Annotated in this window: 16 protein-coding genes; 8 read left to right on the top strand and 8 right to left on the bottom strand. The window is 71.2% G+C overall.

Features of this window, described 5'->3' with window-relative positions:
* The first annotated feature begins 55 nt into the window (after positions 1-55).
* The 3 genes from M6I34_RS04160 (at position 56) to M6I34_RS04150 (ending at position 4,338) form a co-directional block, all read left to right on the top strand.
* Positions 56-1,258, top strand: coding sequence for a benzoate/H(+) symporter BenE family transporter (locus tag M6I34_RS04160; protein ID WP_272484448.1), 1,203 nt, complete (start codon positions 56-58; stop codon positions 1,256-1,258).
* Between the two features lie 31 nt (positions 1,259-1,289).
* Positions 1,290-2,525: a serine hydrolase domain-containing protein gene (locus M6I34_RS04155; RefSeq protein ID WP_272484447.1), complete on the top strand. Its 1,236-nt coding sequence runs from the start codon at positions 1,290-1,292 to the stop codon at positions 2,523-2,525.
* A 97-nt stretch (positions 2,526-2,622) separates the two neighbouring features.
* Positions 2,623-4,338: an OPT/YSL family transporter gene (locus tag M6I34_RS04150; protein ID WP_272484446.1), complete on the top strand. Its 1,716-nt coding sequence runs from the start codon at positions 2,623-2,625 to the stop codon at positions 4,336-4,338.
* A 33-nt stretch (positions 4,339-4,371) separates the two neighbouring features.
* Here M6I34_RS04150 and M6I34_RS04145 read toward each other — a convergent pair whose 3' ends face one another.
* The 3 genes from M6I34_RS04145 to M6I34_RS04135 form a co-directional block, all read right to left on the bottom strand.
* Positions 4,372-5,367 (bottom strand): Bug family tripartite tricarboxylate transporter substrate binding protein, encoded by a 996-nt coding sequence (locus M6I34_RS04145; protein WP_272484445.1) that lies wholly within the window; start codon positions 5,365-5,367, stop codon positions 4,372-4,374.
* A gap of 136 nt (positions 5,368-5,503) precedes the next feature.
* Positions 5,504-6,670, bottom strand: a complete 1,167-nt coding sequence (locus M6I34_RS04140; protein WP_272484444.1) for a pyridoxal phosphate-dependent aminotransferase — start codon at positions 6,668-6,670, stop codon at positions 5,504-5,506.
* A 25-nt stretch (positions 6,671-6,695) separates the two neighbouring features.
* Positions 6,696-7,220, bottom strand: a complete 525-nt coding sequence (locus tag M6I34_RS04135; RefSeq protein ID WP_272484443.1) for a PIN domain-containing protein — start codon at positions 7,218-7,220, stop codon at positions 6,696-6,698.
* 38 nt (positions 7,221-7,258) lie between these two features.
* Between M6I34_RS04135 and yaaA the strand changes: the two genes are divergently transcribed.
* Complete coding sequence (yaaA, locus tag M6I34_RS04130; protein ID WP_272484442.1) at positions 7,259-8,032, top strand: peroxide stress protein YaaA; 774 nt, start codon at positions 7,259-7,261, stop codon at positions 8,030-8,032.
* Positions 8,033-8,094: 62 nt separating this feature from the next.
* Here the strand turns inward: yaaA and murB are convergent, their stop codons facing one another.
* The 5 genes from murB to metG form a co-directional block, all read right to left on the bottom strand.
* Entirely contained in the window at positions 8,095-9,216 is a 1,122-nt protein-coding gene (murB, locus tag M6I34_RS04125; RefSeq protein WP_272484441.1) for a UDP-N-acetylmuramate dehydrogenase, read from the bottom strand.
* 10 nt (positions 9,217-9,226) lie between these two features.
* Positions 9,227-10,051: a segregation and condensation protein A gene (locus tag M6I34_RS04120; RefSeq protein WP_272484440.1), complete on the bottom strand. Its 825-nt coding sequence runs from the start codon at positions 10,049-10,051 to the stop codon at positions 9,227-9,229.
* Between the two features lie 59 nt (positions 10,052-10,110).
* Positions 10,111-10,293 carry a DUF3460 family protein gene (locus tag M6I34_RS04115; protein WP_272484439.1) on the bottom strand — a complete coding sequence of 61 codons (183 nt, stop codon included), beginning with the start codon at positions 10,291-10,293 and terminating at the stop codon, positions 10,111-10,113.
* Between the two features lie 68 nt (positions 10,294-10,361).
* The gene (locus M6I34_RS04110) at positions 10,362-12,032 is read right to left on the bottom strand and encodes a SulP family inorganic anion transporter (RefSeq protein ID WP_272484438.1); all 1,671 of its coding nucleotides are present in this window, start codon (positions 12,030-12,032) and stop codon (positions 10,362-10,364) included.
* A gap of 28 nt (positions 12,033-12,060) precedes the next feature.
* The gene (gene metG / locus M6I34_RS04105; RefSeq protein ID WP_272484437.1) at positions 12,061-14,232 is read right to left on the bottom strand and encodes a methionine--tRNA ligase; all 2,172 of its coding nucleotides are present in this window, start codon (positions 14,230-14,232) and stop codon (positions 12,061-12,063) included.
* 313 nt (positions 14,233-14,545) lie between these two features.
* On the opposite strand from metG, the gene apbC reads away from it, so the two are divergent.
* The 4 genes from apbC to M6I34_RS04085 all read left to right on the top strand — a co-directional run bounded on the left by apbC (position 14,546) and on the right by M6I34_RS04085 (position 18,531).
* Positions 14,546-15,634, top strand: a complete 1,089-nt coding sequence (gene apbC / locus M6I34_RS04100; protein WP_272484436.1) for an iron-sulfur cluster carrier protein ApbC — start codon at positions 14,546-14,548, stop codon at positions 15,632-15,634.
* Between the two features lie 471 nt (positions 15,635-16,105).
* Entirely contained in the window at positions 16,106-17,113 is a 1,008-nt protein-coding gene (locus tag M6I34_RS04095) for a FecCD family ABC transporter permease (RefSeq protein WP_272484435.1), read from the top strand.
* A gap of 29 nt (positions 17,114-17,142) precedes the next feature.
* Positions 17,143-17,940 (top strand): ABC transporter ATP-binding protein, encoded by a 798-nt coding sequence (locus M6I34_RS04090; protein WP_272484434.1) that lies wholly within the window; start codon positions 17,143-17,145, stop codon positions 17,938-17,940.
* Positions 17,941-18,057: 117 nt separating this feature from the next.
* The gene (locus tag M6I34_RS04085) at positions 18,058-18,531 is read left to right on the top strand and encodes a 4Fe-4S dicluster domain-containing protein (RefSeq protein ID WP_272484433.1); all 474 of its coding nucleotides are present in this window, start codon (positions 18,058-18,060) and stop codon (positions 18,529-18,531) included.
* The last annotated feature ends 14 nt before the right edge of the window (positions 18,532-18,545 follow it).

The raw sequence follows: 18,545 nt of genomic DNA, 5'->3' as shown, positions 1-18,545 counted from the left end.
TCCGGCGGCCCGGCGCGGGCCGCTTCTTTGCCCGATCGTTCCCAGGCTGCCGTCCTTGAGCGCCTCGCCGCCCGCCAGTCCCCTTCCGAGCTTCCTTCGCGACCTGTCGGTGCCGGCGGTCGTCGCCGGTTTCGTGACCGTGCTGGTGGGCTTCACCAGCTCGGCGGTCATCGTGTTCGAGGCGGCGCGCGCGCTGGGAGCGAGCGACGCGCAGGTCGCCTCGTGGATGTGGGCGCTCGGCATCGGCATGGGGCTCACCTGCATCGTGCCCTCGCTGCGCTGGCGCATGCCGGTGGTCACCGCCTGGTCCACGCCGGGCGCCGCGATGCTGATCACCGGCGCGGCCGGCGTGCCGCTGGAGCAGGCGATCGGCGCGTTCATCGTGTCCGCGCTGCTGATCGCGGCCAGCGGGTTCTCGGGCTGGTTCGAGCGGGCGATGAGCCGGATCCCGATCGGGATCGCGTCGGCGATGCTGGCCGGCGTGCTGCTGCGCTTCGGCATCGAGGCCTTCGCGTCGATGCAGACCCGCTTCGGCCTGGTCTTCGCGATGTTCGCCGGCTGGCTGCTCGCGCGCAGGCTGTGGCCGCGCTACGCGGTCGTGGTCGCGCTGGCGGTGGGCGTGGGCCTGGCGGCGCTCGGCGGCGACCTGCGCACCGAAGGCCTGCGCCTGGAGCTGGCGACGCCGGTCTGGACCACGCCGTCGCTGTCGCTGGCGGCGGTCGTCGGCATCGCGCTGCCGCTCTACGTGGTCACGATGGCCTCGCAGAACATGCCGGGCGTGGCGGTGATCCGGGCCTCCGGCTACCCGGTGCCGATCTCGCCGGTGATCGGATGGACCGGCATCGCCACGCTGCTGCTCGCGCCCTTCGGCGCCTACGCGCTGAACCTTGCCGCGATCACCGCGGCGATCTGCATGGGGCCCGAGGCGCACGAGGACCGGTCGCGCCGCTACGTGGCCTCGGTGGCCGCGGGCTGCTTCTACCTGCTGATCGGCCTGTTCGGCGCGACGGTGGCCGCGGTGTTCGCCGCGTTCCCCAGGGAGCTGATCATGGCGATCGCCGGGCTCGCGCTGCTGGGCACGATCGGCAACGGCCTGGCCGCCGCGGTCGCGGACGAGCGCCAGCGCGAGCCGGCGCTGGTCACCTTCCTGGTGACTGCCTCGGGGCTCGCCCTGTGGGGCATCGGCTCGGCGTTCTGGGGCCTGGTCGCCGGGCTGCTCGCGCTGCTGGTGCTGAATTTCCGCCGGCGCGCGGCCTGAGGCCCGCGCCGCTTCGAACGAGGATCCATCGATGTCCGACCGACCCGAGACCGCGCCGACGCCGGCGCTGCTGGCGCCCGAGTTGCTGCCTGCCGAACCGCCGGAGGCGCTGGGGATGTCGTCGGCCGCGCTGGCGCGGGCCGGCGACGCGCTGCGGGCCGAGATCGCGCGCGGGCGGCTGCCCGGCGCGGTGGCGCTGGTGGCGCGGCACGGCCGCGTCGCCTGGTTCGAGGCCTTCGGCCGCTTGCGGCCCGACGCCGACGCGCCGATGACGCGCGACGCGATCTTCCGCGTCTACTCGATGACCAAGCCGATCGTGTCGCTGGCGGTGATGATGCTGATGGAGGAGGGCAGGCTGATGCTCGACGATCCGCTCGAGCGCCATCTGCCCGCCTTCGCCTCGCTCAAGGTCGGCCGCGAAGACCCGGCCGCCGCCGGCGGCATGCGTCTCGAGCCGCTGCCCAGGCCGGTCACGATCCAGGACCTGCTTCGGCACACGTCGGGACTGACCTACGAGTTCCTCGGCGAGGGGCCGGTCCACCTCGCGTACCAGCAGGCCCGCCTGGGCGATCCGCGGCGCACGAACGCCGAGCTCTGCGACTTGCTGGCGACGCTGCCGCTGCTGAACGCGCCCGGCGAGCGCTGGGGCTACGGCCGCTCGACCGACGTGCTCGGCCGCGTCGTCGAGATCGTGGCCGGCGTGCCGCTGGGCGAGTTCCTGCGCGAGCGCATCCTCGGGCCGCTCGGCATGGTCGACACCGGTTTTCACGCCGAGCCGGATCGCCACCACCGGATCGCCGAGCCGTTCCCGGTCGATCCGGACACCGGAGAGTCGGTGCGCCTGCTCGACGCGCGCCGGCGCCCGGCGCTCGAGATGGGCGGCGGCGGGCTGGTTTCGACCGCCGCCGACTACCTGCGTTTCCTGCAGATGCTGCTCGACGGCGGGCGGGCCGGCGACCGTCGCTTCGTGAGCCGCAAGACCGTCGAGCTGATGACCGCCGACCACCTCGGCCCGATCGCAGCCGACTCGCCGCTGCTGCCGCCCGGCTACGGCTTCGGGCTGGGCTTCGCGGTGCGCACGCAGCCGGGAATCGCGTTCACGCCGGGCTCGGTGGGCCAGTACTACTGGAGCGGCATCGCCGGCACCACCTTCTGGGTCGATCCCCGGGAGCGGATGATCGCGATCCTGCTCACGCAGGCGCCGGGGCGGCGCGAATACCTGCGCCAGCTGTTCCGCGCGCTGGCCTACGCGGCGATCGACGACTGACGGGGCGGGTCGATCGCCGGGCGTCCGCCTGGCGATCCCGGGAGCGCCCGAGCCCGGCGCCGGGCGCCGGACGCGCAGGGGTTAGACTCGGTCGGGCATGTCCAGCAACACGGAACTGACCGGGCGCGCGCTCTTCACCGGCGTCGCCCTCGGCGCGCTGCTCGCGCCCTGCAACGTCTATTCGGGCCTGAAGATCGGCTGGTCGTTCAACATGTCGATCATCGCGCTGCTGATCGGCGTGGCCGTCTGGCGGCCGCTCGCCCGCGCGCTGGGGCTTCGCGACTGGAACGCGCTCGAGAGCAACATCGGCCAGACGACCACCTCGGCGGCAGCGTCGATCGTGTCGGGCGGCCTCGTGGCGCCGATCCCGGCCTATGCGCTGATCACCGGCCGCACGCTCGACGCGCTGCCGCTGGTGGCCTGGGTCGCCACGGTCAGCCTGCTCGGGGTCTGGATCGCCTGGTATCTGCGGCCGGCGATGCTGGGTCCCGCCTCCGCGCTGCGCTTTCCCGAGGGCGTCGCCACGCTCGAGACGCTCGAGGACGTGTTCGCGCGCGGCGCCGAGGCGAGCCGGCGGGTCGCCGCGCTGGGCGCCGCGGCGCTGCTGTCCGGGGCCACGCGCGCACTCGACGTCTTCGTGCTCGCCTTGCCGCGCTGGGCGCCGGCCGAGAGCCTGTCGCGCTTCACCTTCGCGATCGAGCCCTCGTGGCTGCTGGCGGGCTTCGGCGCGATCGTCGGCCCTCGGGTCGGCTTGTCGCTGCTGCTCGGCGCGCTGCTGGCCTGGGGCGCGATCGCGCCGCGGATCGCCGGAAGCGTCGTGCCGGTGCCGGCCGGGCACGGCGGCTCGCTGTTCGGCCCGCTGGTCGAATGGCTGCTCTGGCCGGGCGTGAGCCTGATGGTCGGCGCCACGCTGGCCAGCTTCGCGGTCGGGCTGTGGCGCGGCCGCTCGCGGGGAACCGGGCAGGCCGCGGCGCTGCGCGCGGGCCTGTCGGCGCCAGCCCCCGCGCTGGCGTTCATCGCGGTGGCCGTTTGTGCCGTCGCGCTGCAGGTCCTGCTCTTCGGCATCGCCCCGTGGATCGCGGCGCTGGCGATCCCGGTCGCGGTCATGCTGGCCGTCGTGGCGGCGCGCGTGGTGGGCGACACCGGCATCCCGCCGATCGGCGCGATCGGCAAGGTGTCCCAGCTCGGCTTCGGCCTGGCCGCGCCCGGGCAGGCGGTCGCGAACCTGATGACCGCGAACGTCGCGGGCGGCGCGGCGGGGCAGTGCGCCGACCTGTTGAACGACTTTCGCGTCGGGCAGGGAATCGGCGCTTCGCCGTTCCGGCAGGCGATCGCGCAGTGCGTGGGCGTGCTGACCGGCAGCCTGGTGGGCGCCGCGGCCTACCTGGCCCTGATTCCCGACCCGGCGGCCATGCTGCTCACCGAGGCGTGGCCGGCGCCGGCGGTCGCGACCTGGAAGGCGGTGGCCGAGGCGATGGCCCACGGGATCGACTCGGTGCCCGAGTCGGCTCGCGCCGCGATGCTGATCGCGCTCGCCGCCGGTTGCGCCGCGGGATTCTTCGAGGCGGCGGCGCCGGCCCGCTTCGCGAGGCTGTTGCCGAGCGCCACCGCGATCGGGCTGGCCTTCGTGATTCCGGCCTCGATCTCGTTCACGATGGCCCTGGGGGCGCTGGCAGCCGCGGCATTCCGCGCTGTCGCACCGTCGCTTGCGGCCCGCTTCACGGTCGCGATCGCGGCGGGCCTGGTGGCCGGAGAGAGCTTCGTCGGCGTGTTCGCAGCGTTCGCGCAGTGGGCGGCAAGCCCCGGTTCCTAGCGCCCGGGCGCTTGCCTGCCCGTCGGTCGACGATCAGGAGTCGGCGCGGAACCCGATCGACTTGACGATCGGGCCCCAGCGGTCGTGGTCGGCGCGCAGCATCGCACCGAGCTCCTCGGGCGTCGAGGAAGCGGCCTCGAGCCCCATCACGGCCAGGCCATCGACGACCGCCTTGGTGGCCAGCGCAGCGCGCAGTGCCTTGTTCGTTCTATCGACGATGTCCTTCGGCGTCTTGCCCGGCGCGAAGAAGCCGAACCACTCGCGGAACTGCAGGTCGGTGAGGCCCTGCTCGGCATAAGTCGGCACATCGGGCGCGAAGCGCGAGCGCTGGGGCGCCGACGTGGCGAGCAGCCGGCACTTGCCGGCCGCGACGTGTTGCGTGAACTCTCCGACGGGACCCGACACTGCCGCGATCTGGCCGCCGATCATGTCGAGGATGGCCGGCTGGGTGCCGCGGAAGGCGACATGGCGCAGGTCCACGCCGCCGGTACGACCGGCCAGCACGCCGAGGAAATGCGGCACCGAGCCGGCGGCAGGCGAGCCGAAGTTGGCCTTCGTGGGATTGGCCTTGCACCAGGCGAAGAAGTCCGGCATCGACTTCACCGAGGCAGGGACCATCGGGCCGACCGCGAAGCCGAACTCGAAGGTGCAGGCCAGGCTGATCGGGGTGACGTCGGTGAACGGGTCGTAGGGCAGCTTGCTGTAGATGTGCGGATAGATCATCAGCATCGACGCGGGCGTCTGCACGATGGTCGTGCCGTCGGCGGGCGCGCTGCGCATCAGGTCGATCGCGATCTGACCGCCGGCGCCGGCCTTGTTCTCGACCACTGCCGAGCGGGCATAGCTGCCGTTCAGGGCCTCGGCGACGCGCCGGCACAGCGTGTCGGACGTGCCGCCGGGCGTGAAGCCGGTGACGATGCGCAGCGTGTCGACCGCGTGCTGCTGCGACAGCGCGATCGAGGGCAGGGCGGCCAGCGCGGAGCCGGCGGCGGCGGTCTCCAGGAAGCGGCGGCGATCGAAACGGGACATTAGTGTTCTCCTCGTGGATCTTCGTGGGTTGCGTGAGCAATCGGGCGCCCGCGATCTGCGCGCGCGGGTCGCGTGGCCGGGAACCGGCCATCGGCTGCGTCGCGGCACAGGCAGAAGCCTTGCGCCGCGGCCGCTCTCAGAGCTTCGAGAGCCGCTCCAGCGCGAGCTTCAGCGTCTCTTCCTTCTTCGCGAAGCAGAAGCGCACCACGCCGTTCTCGACCGGCTGCTCGTAGAAGGCCGACAGCGGGATCGCCGCCACGCCGATCTCGGTGGTCAGCCACTTGGCGAAATCGGCCTCGGGCATGTCCGAGATCGCGCTGTAGTCGACCAGCTGGAAAAAGGTGCCCTCGGAGGGCAGCAGGCGGAACCGGGTGTTCGCCAGCCCCTCGCGGAACAGGTCGCGCTTGCGCTGGTAGAAGGCCGGCAGCTGCAGGTAGCGCGAGGGCTCGCGCATGTACTCGGCCAGCCCGTGCTGCACCGGCGTGTTCACGGTGAACACGTTGAACTGGTGGACCTTGCGGAACTCGGCGGTCAGCGGGGCGGGCGCCGCGCAGTAGGCGACCTTCCAGCCGGTCACGTGGAAGGTCTTTCCGAAGGACGAGATCACGAAGCTGCGCGAGGCGAGCGCCGGGTAGCGGCAGGCCGACTGGTGCGGCTCGCCGTCGTAGACCATGTGCTCGTAGACCTCGTCGGAGATCACGAACAGGTTCGCATCGACCGCGATCGACTCCAGCTCGCGCATGTCGGCGTCGCGCAGGATCATCCCGCTCGGGTTGTGCGGCGAGTTGACCATGATCGCGCGGGTGCGCGGCCCGACCGCGGCGCGCACCTTGTCCCAGGGCACCCGGTACTCGGTGGTCATCGGCACCGCGACCACCTTGCCGCCGATCAGCTCGATGTTCGGGATGTAGCTGTCGTAGACCGGCTCGAGCACGATCACCTCGTCGCCGGGGCGCACGATCGCGAGCAGCGCGGTGAAGATCGCCTGCGTGGCGCCGGCGGTGATCGTGATCTCCTCGTTCCAGTCGTAGCGGGTGCCGTAGATAGCGGCGATCTTGTCGGCCACCACCTGGCGCAGCGCCGGGATGCCGGCCATCGGCGGGTACTGGTTCAGGCCCTTGCGCATCGCGTCGGCCACCGCGTCGACCAGCAGCGGGTCGCAGTCGAAGTCGGGGAAGCCCTGGCCCAGGTTGACGGCGCCGCGCTCGGTGGCCAGCGCCGACATCACGGTGAAGATCGTCGTCCCCACCTTGGGCATCTTCGTGTCGATCGACGGGGGCGTGAAGGTCTGCGGTGCGTTCATGGTCGGCCTGCGGTGAAGTCGCGGATTATAGGCGCTCGTCGCCCGGCGGCGCCCCGGAAGAGCGGGGCGTCCGGCCTTGCAGCAGCGCGGCCAGCGCGTCGCGCCAGGCCGGCGCCTCGGGCCGGACGATCTCCAGGCCGTGCCAGCGGCGCGCCTGCCGGGCGAGCTTCAGCAGCGCCTTGTCGCGGGAGACCAGGAAACTCGCGCCGGCCGCCACCGCGAGCTCGACGAACTTCCGGTCGTCCGGGTCGCGGCACAGCGGCACCTTCGCGGGTGGCGGCGGCACTGCCTGGCCGGGCAGGTCTTCCACAGGGGGGTCGGCATCGACCAGCGTCGCGTGAAGGTCGTAGCGCCCCGCGACCGCTTCCCGGGCGGCCGCATCCAGCCGGAACTGCGGCCGCCCGATCACGTCGAGCCACTCGGCCCGGGTGGCCGGCGTGGCGAGCAGGGCGAGCGCGCCGGCCTCGGCGACCAGTCCCAGCTCGCGGGCCGACGGGTCGTCGAAGACCAGCCAGTCGAGCCAGACATTCGTGTCGAGCACCGCTTTCATGACATCATCCGGCCGCTGGAAATCCTGCCTGCCGACCGATGCTGATCGTCCTTTCCCCCGCCAAGACTCTCGACTACGACACCCCGCCGACCACCGACCGGCACACGACGCCGGCCTTCCTGGACCAGTCCGAGAAGCTTGCGCAACGGATGCGCGAGTTCGACCCGGCCGCGCTGGCCGAGCTGATGTCGATCAGCGACGCGCTCGCCGCGCTGAACGTGGCCCGCTTCGCGGAATGGTCGCTGCCGTTCGCGCCGGGCAGGGCGAAGCAGGCGGTGCTCGCGTTCGCCGGCGACGTCTACGACGGGCTGGACGCGAAGACCCTCGACGCTGCCGCGCTCGACTGGACGCAGGACCACGTCCGCATCCTGTCCGGGCTCTACGGGCTGCTGCGGCCGCTCGACCTGATGCTGCCCTACCGGCTCGAGATGGGCACCCGGGTCGCGAACGAGCGCGGCCGCGACCTCTATGCCTTCTGGGGCGATCGGCTCGCCGCGGCCATCTCCGGCGAGCTCGATTCGCACGACCGGCCGGTGCTGGTGAACCTGGCGTCCGACGAATACTTCAAGGCGGTCGCGCCGAAGGCGCTGCGCCATCCGGTGGTGCAGCCGGTGTTCCAGGAGCGGCGCGGCGGCGCCTGGAAGATCGTCAGCTTCTCGGCCAAGCGCGCGCGCGGCGCGATGACCCGCTTCGCGATCGACGAGCGGATCGACGATGCCGAAGGGCTCAAGGACTTCGATCGCGACGGCTATCGCTTCGACGCCGAGGCCTCGGACGACCGGCGCTGGTACTTCCGCCGCGAAGCGCCCTGAGGCGGCAGCGGGGCGCGCAACGGCCGCGGCGTCACGCCCCGGGCCGGATCGCGGCGCGGCCTTCACCGCACGATCGTCGGCTCGGGCTCCAGCGCGACGCCGAAGCGCTCCCGCACCGAGGCCCGGATCCGCTCGGCCAGCGCGAGCAGCTGCGCGCCGGTCGCATTGCCGTGGTTGACCAGCACCAGCGCGTGCCGCTCGTGCACGCCGGCGTCGCCTTCGCGGTGCCCCTTCCAGCCGCAGCGCTCGATCAGCCAGCCGGCGGACAGCTTGACCCTCGGACGCCCGTCGGCGCCTGGGCCGGCCTCGGGCCCGGCCGGATGCCGGGGCATGTCGGAATGCGCGGCGGCGAGCGCGTCGGCCTGCGCGGCATCGACAACCGGGTTGCGGAAGAAGCTGCCGGCATTGCCGAGCACCGCCGGATCGGGCAGCTTGCGGCGGCGGATCGCGACGACCGCCGCGGCGACTTCTCGCGCGTCCGGAGGCGGCGAGCCGTCTGCGGTGGCCGGGGCATTCCGGCGGTCGGTGTCACGGTGGCCCGAGCCGTCGCTGCGGGGCGCGGCGGCCCTTGCCGACAGCTCGGCGCGCAGCTCGCCGTAGTCGAGCACCGGCTCGAAGCTTCGCGACAGCCGGAAGCGCACCGACAGGATCAGCCAGCGTTCGCCGTCCGGGTGCTTGAACACGCTGTCGCGGTAGCCGAAGCGGCAGTCCGCCGGGCCGAGCCGGCGCCGCTCGCCGGTGTGCCGATCGACCGCCTCGAGCGAGTCGAAGCGCTCGCGCATCTCGACCCCGTAGGCGCCGATGTTCTGGATCGGGCTGGCGCCCACGGTGCCGGGGATCAGCGACAGGTTTTCCAGGCCGTGCAGGCCCTGGTCGAGGGTCCAGCAGACGAAGTCGTGCCAGTTCTCGCCGGCGGCGGCCTCGACGATCGCGTCGTTCTCGCCGGCCGACACGACGCGCCGGCCGCGCAGCGCCACGCGCAGCACCGTGCCGTCGAAGTCGCCGGCCAGCAGCAGGTTGCTGCCGCCGCCCAGCACCAGCGCGCGCGGCGCCTCGGCCAGCAGCGCCAGCGCCGCGGCGACGTCGGTCGGGTCCTCGAGGGTGACCAGCCGGCTCGCGCGGGCGTCCACGCCGAAGCTGTTGAACGGCCGCAGCGACGCGGGCTCGTCGATGCGCAGGGTCATCGGCCGCGGGTCAGCTCGGCAGGTAGGCGAGCCGAACGTAGATCGGCGCGAAGGCTTCGGCCTGGGTGATCTCGATCAGCGATTCGCGGGCCAGCTCGAGCAGCGCGATGAAGGTGACCACGACGACCGGCGTGCCCTTGTCGACCTCGAACAGCTCCTCGAACTCGGCGAAGCGGCGATCCTGCAGCTTGCGCAGCACCACCGTCATGTATTCGCGCACCGACAGCTCCTCGCGGCTGATCCGGTGGTGCTGGACCAGCTTCGCGCGGCGCAGGATGTCGGCCCAGGCGCTCTTCAGGTCGGGCGCCACCACCTCGGGCAGGCGCACCGCCACCGTGTGGTCGATCCAGACCTGGGCGGGCAGGAAGTCGCGCCCGATCTGCGGCAGCTGGTCGATGCGCTGGGCGGCGAGCTTGATCCGCTCGTACTCGATCAGCCTGCGGGCGAGCTCGGCGCGCGGGTCCTCGACCTCCTCGCCGCTGTCGGCCTTGCGCACCGGCAGCAGCATCCGCGACTTGATGTCGATCAGCATCGCGGCCATCAGCAGGTACTCGGCAGCGAGCTCGAGATTGTGCGCGCGGAGCTCCTCCACGTAGGCCAGGTACTGGCGCGTGACCTCGGCCATCGGGATGTCGAGGATGTTGAAGTTCTGCTTGCGGATCAGGTAGAGCAGGACATCGAGCGGCCCCTCGAAGGCCTCGAGGAAGATCTCGAGCGCGTCGGGCGGGATGTAGAGGTCCTGCGGCAGCTTGACCAGCGGCTCGCCGTACAGCCGCGCGACGACCTTCAGCTCGAGCTGCTCGGGACCTTCTTCGGTGGCGGGGGCGTCGATCACTAGCCGGGCCGGTGAGGTGGGGGCCTGCGCTCGCGCCGGGCGCGGCGAGGCGCCCGCGCTCAGGATTCGGTCTGGTAGACGTAGGGTTTCTGGGGCACCCGGGCCTCGCGCGCCTGGCGGGTGAGCTCCGGATCCTGCGGGCGGTCCCACAGCAGGGAGCGGCCCTTGCGCTGCGACTCCTCGAGCTGGGGATTGCGCGCCTTCATCTCGCGAATGAAGCGGGTGATGTCGGATTCGTACATGGCGGCTCGGAAAGCGAATTCGGGTGGGGGTCCCAAGCCGGCATTCTAGTCGATCGAAGGGAAGGGTCTCAGTCTTTCGGCGATCCGCTGAGCGCCGCCAGCGCCTCGTCGAGCTCGTCGAACACCGCATCCGGCCCCAGCTCGTCCAGGAAGCCCGACCGGCGCAGCAGCGACAGCGGCTGCGGATTCGGCTCGGCGATCACCAGCCGGCCGCCGCGCCGCACGAGCATCCGGTGCAGGTTCTCCAGCGCGTCCAGCCCGGTAGTGTCCAGGTTGATCACCTTGTCCATCTCGAGCACCACCACCTCGTGCGGGTGGGCCGGATCCAGCAGTTGCTCGAGCTTGGTCACCGAGCCGAAGAACAGCGAGCCGAACACACGGTAGGCGACGATGCTGCGGCCGTCGGGCGTGCGCGCGTAGTCGGCCGGCAGCGCGATCTCCTCGATGCGGGTCAGCGACGAGATCCTGAAGATGAACATAAGGCTGGCCAGCAGCAGCCCCATCTGCACCGCCACCGTGACGTCGAACACCACGGTCAGCAGGAAGGTGGTCAGCAGCACAGCCCGGTAGTTGACCGAGAACTGGCGCAGGCGCGCGAACTCGTGCCAGTCGCCCATGTTCCAGGCCACGAACAGCAGGATCGCCGCCAGCGAGGCCAGCGGGATGCTGGCGGCCAGCGGCGCCAGCGCCAGCACGATCAGCAGCAGCGTGAGGGCGTGCACGATGCCGGCGATCGGGGAGCGGGCCCCGGAGCGGATGTTGGTCACCGTGCGAGCGACGGTGCCGGTGGCCGCGATGCCGCCGAAGAAGGGCGCGACGAAGTTCGCCACGCCCTGCGCCATCAGTTCCTGGTTCGGGTCGTGCCGGTCGCCGGTGATGCCGTCGGCCACCCGCGCGCAGAGCAGCGACTCGATCGCGCCGAGCAGGGCGATCGACAGCGTGGGCATGACCAGGTTCTGCGCGGTCCGCCACTCGAAGGCCGGCAGCTCGAAGCTGGGCAGGCCCTGCGGGATGCCGCCGAAACGCGAGCCGATCGTCTCGACCTGCAGGCCGGCGACCGCGACCGCCAGCGTGCCCAGCACCAGCACCACGATCGTTCCCGGCACCCGCGCCATCCACAGCTTCCAGCGCTGGTCGTTCGGCTTGTACGACTTCGGCCACAGCACCACGATCACCAGCGACACCGCGCCCAGGGCCAGCGCGGTCCAGTTGATCGTTCCGAGCGCCTGAACGATCGCAGCGATCTGCGAGAAGAAATTGGCCGGCATCTTCGGGATCGCCAGCCCGAGGAAGTCCTTCACCTGCTGCAGCGCGATGATCACCGCGATGCCGTTGGTGAAACCGATGACGATCGATACCGGGATGTAGCGGATCAGGTTGCCCATCCGCAGCGCGCCCATCGCGAACAGCAGGATGCCCGCCATGAAGGTCGAGATCAGCAGGTTCGCCACGCCGTAGCGCTCGACGATCGCGTACAGCACGACGACGAAGGCGCCGGCCGGCCCGCCGATCTGCACTCGCGAGCCGCCCAGCAGCGAGATCAGCAGTCCCGCGATGATCGCGGTGAAGATCCCCTGCTCCGGCTTGACCCCGCTCGCGATGCCGAAGGCCATGGCCAGCGGCAGCGCGACCACCCCCACCGTGACTCCCGCCGACACGTCGGCCCGCAGGTCGTCGCGCGTGTAGCCGCGCAGGCTGTCGACGAGCTGGGGGCGGAAGCGCAGCGAGGGCAGTTTCACCGCATGCTCGCGCGGGGTGTGGAGGGGGTCATTTCACCTTCATGCCGGGCTGCGCGCCCTCGTGCACGTCGAGCAGGAACAGGCCGCGGCCCTTTGCCGGGTCGTCCCAGCCGGCCGACAGCACCATGCCTTCGGACACCCCGAACTTCATCTTGCGCGGGGCGAGGTTGGCGACCACGACCGTGTACCGGCCGACCAGTTGCTCGGGCGAGTAGGCCGATCGGATCCCGGAGAACACGTTGCGGGTGCGCTCCTCGCCGACGTCCAGCGTGAGCCGCAGCAGCTTGTCCGAGCCCTCGACCGCCTCGCAGGCGACGATCTTCGCGATCCGCATGTCGACCTTGCCGAAGTCGTCGATCGAGATCGTGCCCTCGGGGACGGCAGCCCTGGCGCCGGCCTGCGAGGCCGCCGGTTTCCCGGCGGCCGCCTTCTTCTCGCCGGCAGCGGCCTTCGCCGCCGCGGGCTTGTCGCCGCCGGCTGCGCCGCCCGCTTCCGGCAGCTCGAACAGCGCGTCGAGCTGCTTCGGCTCGACCCGGGTCATCAGGTGCTGGTAGGGCTCGATCGCGTGGCCCTCGGGCAGCGGCTTGCCGATCGCCGACCAGTCGGTCGCCGGCAGGCGCAGCATCGCCGCGACCCGCTCGGCGGTGGCCGGCAGGATGGGCGCGAGCATCAGCGCCAGGTCGGCGAAGGCCCGCAGCGCGGTCGAGCAGACGGTGTGCAGCTCGCTGGCGCGCGCAGGATCCTTGGCCAGCTCCCAGGGCTTGCGCGCGTCGATGTACTCGTTGACCCGGTCGGCGCAGGCCATGATCTCGCGGATCGCCTTGCCGTAGTCGCGGCCGTCGTACAGCGCGGCCACCGCGTCGGCGCCCGCCCAGCCGCCGGCGAAGGCCTGGTGCGCGGCGTCGTCGACCGGACCCAGCCGGCCGTCGAAACGCTTGACCACGAAGCCGGCGCAGCGGCTCGCGATGTTGATCAGCTTGCCGACCAGGTCGGAATTGACCCGGGCGACGAAGTCGTCGGGATTGAAGTCGACGTCCTCGACCCGGCTGTTCAGCTTGGCGGCCAGGTAGTAGCGCAGCCACTCGGGGTTCATGCCGAGCTCGAGGTAGCGCAGCGGCGAGATGCCGGTGCCGCGGCTCTTGCTCATCTTCTCGCCGCTCACCGTGATGAAGCCGTGCACGTTGACCCGGTCGGGCGCCTTGCGGCCGGCGAAGTGCAGCGTGGCCGGCCAGAACAGCACGTGGAAGTAGATGATGTCCTTGCCGATGAAGTGGACCTGCTCGAGCGTCGGGTCGGCCATCAGCGCGTCGAAGTCGACGCCGTTCTTCGCGCACCATGCCTTCAGCGAGGCCAGGTAGCCGATCGGCGCGTCGAGCCACACGTAGAAGTACTTGCCCGGCGCGTCGGGAATCTCGATGCCGAAGTAGGGCGCGTCGCGCGAGATGTCCCAGTCGGCGAGCTTGCCGCCGCCGACCGCGGCGCCGCCCGGTTCGTCGGGCGTGGCCCCTTCGCCGAGCCACTCCTGCGCCTTGGCCAGCACTTCGGGCTGCAGCCGGGGCTGGCCGTGCCGGTCGGCCGAGCGGGTCCACTCCTGCAGGAAGGCCACGCAGCGCGGGTCCGACAGCCGGAAGAAATAGTGGTCGGAGGTCCGCAGCTCGGGCGTGGCGCCCGACAGCGCCGAGAACGGGTTCTTCAGTTCGGTGGGCGCATAGACCGCGCCGCATGCCTCGCAGGAGTCGCCGTACTGGTCCTTCGCCCCGCACTTCGGGCACTCGCCCTTGATGTAGCGGTCGGGCAGGAACATGCCCTTGACCGGGTCGAAGAACTGCTCGACCGAGCGCACGTCGATCAGGCCCTGGTCGCGCAGGCCGCGGTAGATCGACTGCGACAGCTCGGTGTTCTCGGGCGAGTCGGTGCTGTGCCAGTGGTCGAAGGCGACGTGGAAGCCGTCCAGGTACTGGCGGCGCCCGGCGGCGATGCCGGCCACGAACTCCTGCGGCGTCTTGCCGGCCTTCTCGGCCGCGATCATGATCGGCGCGCCGTGGGCGTCGTCGGCGCAGACGAAGCGCACGGTGGCCCCCCGCATCCGCTGGAACCTCACCCAGATGTCGGCCTGGATGTACTCCATGATGTGGCCGATGTGGAAGGCGCCGTTGGCGTAGGGAAGGGCGGTGGTGACGAAGAGATTGCGCGGATTCATCGCGAAATCTTAGCAAACGGGCCGGTTTCCACGGGCCCGGCGGCGCGGGGTTCGTCCTGGTCGAGTCTCGGTCGTTCCGGCGGCCCTCGCGAGGTCGCGGACCCCGTCAGGGCCGGCGGCGCGACACGTTAGCGCAGACGGCGAATTCCACGAGGGCCGGACGCCAAATCCCATGAGCGGATCGGGTGATTCGGCCGCCCCGGCGGCAGGCGCGGGCCGAAGGGGCTAAACTCCGCGCCAGATTCGCGCAGCCGGTCGCCCGATCCCGCGGGCGCCGGGAAGGCGCGCCAGGATCCGAAGGAGTCGCGCAGAAATGTCCGTGTCCGAAGCCGACGTGAAGTCGGCGCTGTCCCAGATCGTCGATCCCAACACCGGCAAGGACCTGGTGTCGGGCAAGTCGGCCCGCAACATCCGCGTCGACGGCGCCGACATCAGCGTCGACGTCGAGCTCGGCTACCCGGCGAAGAGCCAGATCGATCCGATCCGCCGCGAGGTCATCGCCAAGCTGCGCGCGCTGCCGGGCGCCGGCAACGTCAGCGCCAACGTGTACCAGAAGATCGTCGCGCACTCGGTGCAGCGCGGCGTGAAGACGCTGCCCAACGTCAAGAACATCATTGCGATCGCCTCGGGCAAGGGCGGCGTGGGCAAGAGCACTACCGCGGTGAACCTGGCGCTGGCGCTGGCCGCCGAGGGCGCGTCGGTCGGCATGCTCGATGCCGACATCTACGGCCCGTCGCAGCCGACCATGCTGGGCATCACCGGCCGGCCCGAGTCGCGCGACGGCAAGACGCTCGAGCCGATGACCGGCCACGGCATCCAGGCGAGCTCGATCGGCTTCATGATCGATCCCGACACGCCGATGGTCTGGCGCGGGCCGATGGTCACCCAGGCGCTCGAGCAGCTGCTGCGCGACACGAACTGGCGCGACCTCGACTACCTGCTCGTCGACATGCCCCCCGGCACCGGCGACATCCACCTGACGCTGGCGCAGAAGATCCCGGTGACCGGCGCGGTCATCGTGACCACGCCGCAGGACATCGCGCTGCTCGACGCCCGCAAGGGCCTGAAGATGTTCGAGAAGGTCGGCATCCCGATCCTGGGCATCGTCGAGAACATGGCGATCCACGTTTGCTCGAACTGCGGCCACGCCGAGCACATCTTCGGCCAGGGCGGCGGCGAGCGGATGGCCAAGGAGTACGACGTCGAGTACCTGGGCGGGCTGCCGCTCGACATCCGGATCCGCGAGCAGGCCGACTCAGGCAGGCCGACGGTCGTGGCCGATCCGGACGGCGAGGTCGCCGCGATCTACCGCAAGATCGCGCGCCGGATCGCGGTGCGCATCGCCGAGAAGGCCCGCGACATGAGCCTCAAGTTCCCGTCGATCGTCGTGCAGAACACCTGAGCGGCCGGCGGGGCGTTCCGGTTTTTCGACGAACGGCGGCGGTCGCCCGCCTTTGCCGCCCCGATCCCCCGATCGGGCGGTTCCCAAGACCCGGCTGCAGGCGTAGGATTTGTTCGTAAGGGCTGGCCCGAAGCGGCACGCCCTTCGAAGCGATAGAGAGCGACTTCATCGGTTGTCTCCGCCTCGCCGGGCGAAGGAAGGCTCCCGCCTACCGACGTCCGGTTTTTTTTGCCTGGCGGGGCGCGCCCGCACCGGGCGGCCCTGGTCCAGGCGGCGCCTGCGCGACGGAATGCTCCGCTCTCTGGCCGGTATCGCCCGCGCGCAGGTTGCGCCGGCGCCCAGGCGCTTGCCCGCGGATGCTCGCTAGAATCCTTCCTCGACCCTCCTGGCCTTTCCGGTCTCCCTTGTCATCGCGATGAGCGCACGCTTCGAGCCCCCCAGGCCGCACGCCTGCCCGCGATTGCCCGACCGATGAGGCAATCCTCCTGGCTCCTGCCTGCCGGACTCGCTCTCGCGCTGGCCGCCACCACGCTCTTCGCGCTGGGCAGCGGGAGCTTTCCGCTTTCATTGTCCGACGTGCTGCGGCTGCTCGCCGAGCGGCTCGGTGGGGCGCCGGCCGACTTGCCGCCGATGGCCGACACGGTGCTCTGGCAGATTCGCGGGCCGCGGGTGCTCGCGGCCGTGCTGGTCGGCGCGGGACTCGCCGCTTCGGGCGTCGCGCTGCAGTCGGTGTTCCGCAATCCGCTTGCGGCGCCCGACCTTCTCGGCGTGTCCGCCGGGTCGGCGGTGGGCGCGGTGCTCGGCATCTTCCTCGGCTGGACCGCCTGGGCGATCCAGGGCGCGGCCTTCGCCGGCGGCCTGGCGGCGGTGGCAGTCGTCTACGCGGTCGGTTCCGCAGTTCCCTTGCGCGACCGCACGCTCAGCCTGGTGCTGGTCGGCATCGCGGTCGGCAGCATGCTCGGCTCGGTGGTGGCGCTGATCAAGACGCTCGCCGATCCGTACACGCAGCTGCCCGCGATCACCTTCTGGCTTCTGGGAAGCTTTGCGTCGATCGGCATGGCCGATCTCCTCGGGCTTGCCGCCTGCGGCCTGCTCGGGCTCCTGCCGCTGCTGTTGATGCGCTGGCGAGCGGACGCGCTGATGCTTTCCGACGACGAGGTGCGCGCCCTCGGCATCCGCCTGCAGGCGCTTCGTCTTGCCTTGGTGGTCGGCGCCACGCTGCTGACCGCGGCCACGGTTGCGGCGGCCGGCATCATCGGCTGGATCGGCCTGGTCGTGCCGCATGCGGCACGGCTGCTGGTGGGCGCGTCGTTCGCGCGGCTGCTGCCGGTCTCGATGCTGCTCGGTGCGCTGCTGATGCTGGCGATCGACACGCTCGGCCGCAACGTCGGCCAGGCCGAATTGCCGCCGGGCGTGCTGACCGCGCTGATCGGGGCGCCGGTCCTGTTCTTCCTGATGCTCAGGCGCCGCGATGACTGAGTCGAGGGGTGCGATGACCGAGGGGCGCGATGACTGAGCTGCTGCGCGCCGCCGGCCTTCGCTTCGGCTACCGGGGCAGGGCCTTGACCGGGCCGGTCGACTTCACGCTAGGCGCTGGCGAGGTGCTGGTCGTGCTCGGGCCCAACGGCGCAGGCAAGAGCACACTGTTCCGTACCTTGCTGGGCACGGTGCCGCCGATCGCAGGCCAGGTCCGCTGGAGCGGCCGCGCGCTGGACGCGCTGTCGCCGCGCCAGCTGGCGGCCGAGGCGGCCTGGGTGCCGCAGCAGCCGGCCACCGCCTTCGACCTCGACGTCTTCCACTACGTGCTGCTCGGCCGGATCGGCCGCCTGCCGCTCGGCTCGGCGCCCGGCGCCGCCGACCGGCAGGCGGTGGAGCGGGCCCTGGACCGGCTCGGCCTGGCCCGCTTCCGCGACCGTCTGCTGTCCCGGATGTCGGGCGGCGAGCGGCAACTGGCGGCGATCGCCCGCGCGCTGGCACAGCAGTCGCGTGCGCTGATCCTCGACGAGCCGGCCGCCAGCCTGGACTTCGGCAACCAGGGCAGGGTGCTGGACACGCTGTCGGCGCTGGCCGCCGACGGGCTCGGCATCGTCTACTCGACGCACGATCCCAACCACGCGCTGCGCTGCGGCTCGAAGGCACTGCTGTACCAGCCCGGGGGGGGCATCCTGGCAGGCCCGGTCAGCGAGTTGCTCGCCCCGCAGGTGCTGTCGCAGGCCTACGGCGCGCCGATCGAGCAGGCCTTCACCGCCGACGGGCGTGGCGTGCTGACGCTTGGCCGTACCGAATTCCGAGCGGATCGCTCCTGACCGGTGCATCGCGCCGCGGTTGAAGGTATGCTTTCACGGACATAGGTTTCGCCTGCCCGGATGTACGGTCTGGGACCGACAAGCGTCCGGAGGCTCCCGTTTCTTCGCGGAGGAGACATGCAGAAATCGCTGCACATCAACCCTGACAAGTGCACTGGCTGCCTGCAGTGCGAGATGGCCTGCAGTTACGAGAACTACGGCACTTTCTCGACCGCGAAGTCGCGGATCAAGGTCTTCGACTTCCACCACACCGGCCGCAAGGTTCCCTACACCTGTACCCAGTGCGACGAGGCCTGGTGCCTGCACGCCTGTCCGGTCGAGGCGATCAAGCTCGACGCCGGCACCGGCGCCAAGGTCGTGCTCGAGGACGTCTGCGTCGGCTGCAAGGTCTGCACGATCGCCTGTCCGTTCGGCACGGTGAACTACGTGCAGGAGACCGGCAAGGTCCAGAAGTGCGACCTCTGCGGCGGAGAGCCTGCCTGCGCCGAGGCCTGCCCCACCGGCGCGATCACCTACGTCGACGCCAACTGGACCGGTCTCGATCGCATGCAGCAGTGGGCCGACAAGCTCGGCAACCAGCCGGCGGCCTGATCCCGCCCGCCCCG

It is taken from the genome of Zeimonas sediminis, from assembly GCF_023721795.1.
Taxonomy (GTDB): Bacteria; Pseudomonadota; Gammaproteobacteria; order Burkholderiales; family Burkholderiaceae_E; genus Zeimonas; species Zeimonas sediminis.
This window is presented reverse-complemented; position numbering and strand designations above follow the sequence as displayed.